5 protein-coding genes and 1 pseudogene are annotated in these 5111 nt (G+C 65.3%); all 6 read right to left on the minus strand.

Annotation, left to right across the window (positions count from 1 at the left end; all coding sequences use genetic code 11):
* The coding region (gene gndA / locus WC739_RS24465) for an NADP-dependent phosphogluconate dehydrogenase (protein WP_372955571.1) at nucleotides 1-1385 on the minus strand (1385 nt) is incomplete at its 3' end.
* A gap of 180 nt (nucleotides 1386-1565) precedes the next feature.
* Nucleotides 1566-3170 carry a copper resistance CopC/CopD family protein gene (locus tag WC739_RS24470; RefSeq protein ID WP_372955572.1) on the minus strand — a complete coding sequence of 535 codons (1605 nt, stop codon included), beginning with the start codon at nucleotides 3168-3170 and terminating at the stop codon, nucleotides 1566-1568.
* An 88-nt stretch (nucleotides 3171-3258) separates the two neighbouring features.
* Complete coding sequence (locus tag WC739_RS24475; RefSeq protein WP_372955573.1) at nucleotides 3259-3777, minus strand: YcnI family protein; 519 nt, start codon at nucleotides 3775-3777, stop codon at nucleotides 3259-3261.
* A gap of 39 nt (nucleotides 3778-3816) precedes the next feature.
* Nucleotides 3817-4359, minus strand: a complete 543-nt coding sequence (locus WC739_RS24480) for a copper chaperone PCu(A)C (protein ID WP_372955574.1) — start codon at nucleotides 4357-4359, stop codon at nucleotides 3817-3819.
* A gap of 86 nt (nucleotides 4360-4445) precedes the next feature.
* Nucleotides 4446-4802 (minus strand): DUF2946 family protein, encoded by a 357-nt coding sequence (locus WC739_RS24485; RefSeq protein ID WP_372955575.1) that lies wholly within the window; start codon nucleotides 4800-4802, stop codon nucleotides 4446-4448.
* 137 nt (nucleotides 4803-4939) lie between these two features.
* A pseudogene (locus WC739_RS24490) lies at nucleotides 4940-5111 on the minus strand (GntR family transcriptional regulator); the annotation flags it as partial.

Consider the following 5111-nt stretch of genomic DNA (forward strand, 5'->3'; position numbering starts at 1 on the left):
TGCTCGCCGATGCGCTCGAAGCCGTGCGCGCCGAAGAAATCGCGTTGCGCCTGGATCAGGTTGGACGTGCCGCGGCCCTGGCGATAACTGTCGAAATAGGCCAGCGCGGACGACAGCGCCGGCACCGGCGTGCCAGCCTCCGACGCCTTGGCCACGACGCGCCGCAGCGATGGATGCGCCTCCTGCATCAAAGCGATAAAGGCCGGCGCCATCAGGAGGTTGGTGGCTGCACCGCCCGCGCCGAAGGCGTCCGCCATGGTGTCCAGCAATTGCGAGCGGATGATGCAGCCGGCCCGCCAGATCTTGGCGATGGTCGGCATCGGCAGGTTCCAGCCGAACTCCTTCGAGGCGCCGCTCATCACCGCGAAACCTTGGGCGTAAGCGGCGATCTTGCCGGCGAACAACGCCAGTTCGAGATCTTTCAGCAGCGCGTCCCTGTCCCCGGAAATCTTCGTCACGCCGATATCGCCATAGGCCTTTTCGGCCGCCAGCCTTTCGTCCTTGATCGACGACAGCACGCGCGCTGCCACCGCCGCCTCGATCGCGGTCGCTGGGATGCCCAGCTGCTGCGCCTCGATGACCGACCATTTGCCGGTGCCTTTCTGGCCGGCGCGGTCGAGGATGATGTCGACCACCGGCTTGCCGGTCTTCGGATCGTCGGCTGCGAGGACCTTCGCGGTGATCTCGATCAGGTAGGAGTTGAGCCGGCCCTTGTTCCAGTCTTCAAAGACGGCGCCGATCTCCTTCGGCCCCATGCCGAGCCCGTCGCGCAGGATGCCGTAGATCTCGGCGATCATCTGCATGTCGGCATATTCGATGCCGTTGTGGATGGTCTTGACGAAATGGCCGGCGCCGTCGGTGCCGAGCCATGCCGCGCAGGGTTCGTCCTTGAACTTGGCGGAGATGGCGGTCAGCACGTTCTCGACGCGCTTCCATGAGTCTTCCGTGCCTCCAACCATGATCGACGGCCCGTGGCGCGCGCCCTCCTCGCCACCGGACACGCCCATGCCTATGAAAGTCAGGCCGGAGCTGGAAAGCTCGGAGAAACGGCGCATCGTGTCGCGGAAATTCGCGTTGCCGGAATCGATGACGATGTCGTTGGCCGACAGAACGCCGCGCAAGGCCTCGATCTGCTCGTCGACCGGCTTGCCGGCCAGGACCATGATGATGACCGGGCGGGGCGGTTTGATCGCGGCGGCGAGTTCCTCCAGGCTGTAGCAAGGCACAACCATGTCCCTGAGCGCGCCGGCATTGTTGAGAAACGCGTCGGTCCGTGCCTTTGTGCGGTTGAAGACGGCGATGCGGTGGCCATGCTCGGCTATGTTGAGCGCCAGGTTGGAGCCCATTGTGCCAAGGCCGATCAGGCCGATTTCGGCTTTTTCCATCGTTCTTTCCTACCTTCGGATTTTGTGGTTGAAGGCCGCGATCTCGCGGATGCCCATTGGTCGCGAGATGATTGACGGGCCTTTCAGGTCACGTCAACCGCCTCGCCGAATTGTGTTGCGGCCAGACACGGACTGAGCGCCTTCGCCAACATTCCCGCATGGGATCATGGCGTGGGTCGATTACGGCCTGATGTCGACAGGCGCCTCGATCTTCACCATCTCGAAATCGGAGACCAGTATGTCGATGCGCGCCGTCCATCGGCCTGGAACCGGGATGACGAGATTGTCGACACGCCAGCTGCCGTCGCCGGGCTTGGTCGCCGCGCGCTTGAGTGGCTCGATGCCGGAATCGGGTTTGGACAGCTCCAATGTTACTTCCTTGGCGTCGAGCGGCCCGAAATCGCCGGTCATGATGACCATCGAGGCGGCGACCGGTCCGGCATGGCCGGGCGTGATTGTCAGGTCCGCCATCGCCTGCAGTGCATGGACATGGATCGACACCGGTTGCGCCGCCGCGATGGCCAGCGCCCGTGGCGGCGGCGTGAAGCGCCAACCGGCGGCAACGCCGAAGATCGCCAGCACGATCAGCATCTCGACGCCGATCGAACGGGCGAGCCTGCGTTGCACTTCCGTCGCCCCGGCCTCGGCGGATTCAGTCAGTCTCCAGCGGTTGAGCGCCGCGAGCGTGAACAGGAACACCAGCAGCCCCAGCTTGATCAGCAGCAGCCGGCCATAGGCGGTGGCGACCAGCGCGGCGGGCGTCTGCACCTGGATGACGGCAAGGACAACACCGGCAACGGCAAGCACGGCCACCACGGGCATGATCAGGCGCGAGAATCGCCGCAGGAATGCCCCGGCCTCGGCCGATCGACCTTTCAGCGCCAGACCGAGCGGCGCCAGGGCGCCGGCCCAGAAGGCGATGCCGACGCCATGCAGGAACACCATCGGCCGCGTCAGCCATTGCGGTTCGGCGGCACTGGCGTGGCCGCTGGCGGCCAGCGCCGCACCCACGCAAGCCAGTCCTGCCAGGGCGAATGGCTTGGCGGTAGCGCGCGGCCCGGCCAGCGACAGCAGGCCGAGGCCCAGCGCGACCAGGGCGATCAGCACCGTCCAGCCGAAACTTGTGGCGAGCCCGGTTCGCCAGATGACCGGCTCAGCGAGATGGGAGAGCGGCGCTCCGAGCGCGTCGAGACCTTGAAAGCCCAGCGACATAGGTGCCGCGACCAGCCCGCCCAGGATCGTGGCCGTGACGAAGCGCTGACCGGCACGGCCATCCCCGGCCAACCAGGCCAAGGCGAAGGCGCCGCCGACGCCGAGAAAAAGACCAATGTAGAGAAAGACCTTGCCTATCCAGATCGCCAACCGCGGCGGCCAATCGATGGACTCGGACACGACCGGCGGCTCGGTCGGCGCGCCGATGGAAAACAGCAAGGAGCCACCAACCGGATGGCCATCCGCGGAGATGACGCGCCAGCTCAGCACATGTGTGCCTGGTTTGAGCGCTTGCGGATTGTCGATCGTGACGGTCTGGTCGCCGAGACGGAAGCTGGTCAGCGGTACCGGGGTGCCGTCAGGCCTCACCAGGGTCAGCACCAGGGGCGATACCGGCTCGCTGAAGGTCAGCGAAAATTGCGCCGGGCCCTGCGCCAGCACCGCACCGTCGGCCGGGTCGGCCTTGATCAGCGCGGCGTGGCCGAAGGCTTGGCTGGTCGAGGCCATGACGATGAGCGCGATCACGACGGCCAGCAGCCATCCAGCAATCCGCACGGCCGGTCCACCGGTCATATCGGTGCGCTGAAGGGGGCATATCGCGTTCATGTCACAGCCATCGAACCTGCGGCGCGCCCAGCAGGCAAGGCGCGCCGCGAGGAGATCATTTCTTCGGCAAAAGCTTGATGCCGGGAGCGGGGGTTTCCAGCGCGTCCTCATCTTGCCCGGCCGCCGGGATCTCGATCCAGCGGTCGACGGCGCCGTCGCATTCCTGCACCACCGGGAAGTAGAGTTTCTCGCCGATCGGGAGGTCCGCCGCCAGTGTCCCGCGAAAGACGAACTCGTCGTAGAATTCATCCGGCAGGCTGCCGCCGCTCCAGTCTACTTCCTTGACCCCGTCGGTCACCGCCTGGCCGTAGAGCTGGTAGGATTTCTCGTATTTTCCCTTCTTGGTCTGCAGCGTCCAGCCTGGCTTCGGCATGGGTTTCACCGCTATCACCCCTTCCGGGATCTGCACGCGCAGTGCGGTCGTCGCCTTGCCGTCGCAGCCATGCGGCACGCGCAGCACGGCCTTGTAAGTCGAGCCGACCGGGGCCTCCTGGGTTTCGAGAGTGATATGCGCGAAGGCGGCACTTGTCCCCAAGGCGAGAAACGCGCCCGCCGACAAGAGATACTTGTTCATGATGGTCCCTCTGACTTCAAGATTCTGAAATTGGCCTGATCAATCCGCGTGGTCGTCCATGCCGCCCATCTCGCCCATGGCTTCGACGGCGAAATCGACGCTGACGGCACCGGCCTTCTCGAAGGTCAGCGTGGCGGAGAATTTCTCGCCCTGCTTGGGCTGCCGCTTCAGGCCGACGAACATCAGATGATAGCCGCCGGGCGCCAGGGCCACCTTGCCGCCGGCCGGGATCTCCAGGCCGCCGGCAACCGGCCGCATGGTCATGACGCCGTCCTTGACGGCCATCTCGTGCAGCTCGGCCTTTTCGGAGATGTCGGACGAAATCGACAGCAGCCGGTCTGCCGTGCCGCCCTTGTTGGTGATGGTGAAATAGCCGCCGGCCACCTTGGCGCCGGCCGGCGTGGCACGCGACCAGGGATGACCGATTTCGAGATCGCCGACCTTGAACTCATGTGCGAAAACGGTCTGGGCGCCCAGGAACAGAAGGGCAAGGGTCAGCACGGCAATGCCGAGATGCTCCTCGATCCTGCGCAGGAGGGGACCGGGCGTCGGACGCGCGGCAGTTTGGAAAGAACGGGACATGGTAGCTCCATGGAATGAAGATCGCGCCGTTGCCGGCCGCGACAAGTTTGATCTTGGGTGAGTACGCCCGCGAACGGGCTGGCTGCTCAGGCGGCCAGCGGCGGCGCGCGCGGGTTCGATGGCGAGCGCTGGCGCGCAAAATCAAGATGGACGCCCGCTGGAAAGACGAAGGTGACCGTTTCGAAGGAGCGGCTGCCCAGCGCCGGTTCCGCATTGGGCGGTGGCGCGACGGCCGACGAGAACATGCCGCAGCCGAGCGCGCAGCACGCCGGCAGGTGCGAGGGCGGCGGATTGCCGCCGGGAAGCTGCGCGGCGCCCTCATGCGTACAGATCACATTGCCGAACGCGTCGAATTGCGAATCCTTCGGCCCGGTGCCGAAGGCGAACGCGCCGAGCGTCGACTGGAGCAGCAGCAGATAAGCCGCGACAAGCGCGACCGGCATGCTCCACCGTCTTCCCCTCTTGTTCAGATGACTTGGCCCTTCAAACCATTTGCCTCTTCAGCACCGACGGGGTGATATCTATCATGGCAGCGACGGGTCGAAAATCTGCAATTCGATACTGCGGCAACGCGGCATGGTCAGGATTTCATCGGCAGCCGGCTCTCCGGGATCGAGGTCAGCAATGTCTGGCGCGCCGACTTCAGATGCTTGCGGCAGGCAGCGTCGACCTTGCCGAGGTCGCGTGATTTGAGGGCCTCGATATAGGCTAGGTGCTCGCCGACCGCGACTTCGTTCCGCTCGCGCTCCTGC

Source organism: Mesorhizobium sp., assembly GCF_041661565.1.
Lineage (GTDB): Bacteria > Pseudomonadota > Alphaproteobacteria > Rhizobiales > Rhizobiaceae > Mesorhizobium.

Coding starts and splice junctions, on each gene's coding strand:
- WC739_RS24470 (WP_372955572.1), bottom strand. CDS start 3,170: ATGACCGGTGGACCGGCCGTGCGGATTGCTGGATGGCTGCTGGCCGTC.
- WC739_RS24475 (WP_372955573.1), bottom strand. CDS start 3,777: ATGAACAAGTATCTCTTGTCGGCGGGCGCGTTTCTCGCCTTGGGGACA.
- WC739_RS24480 (WP_372955574.1), bottom strand. CDS start 4,359: ATGTCCCGTTCTTTCCAAACTGCCGCGCGTCCGACGCCCGGTCCCCTC.
- WC739_RS24485 (WP_372955575.1), bottom strand. CDS start 4,802: ATGCCGGTCGCGCTTGTCGCGGCTTATCTGCTGCTGCTCCAGTCGACG.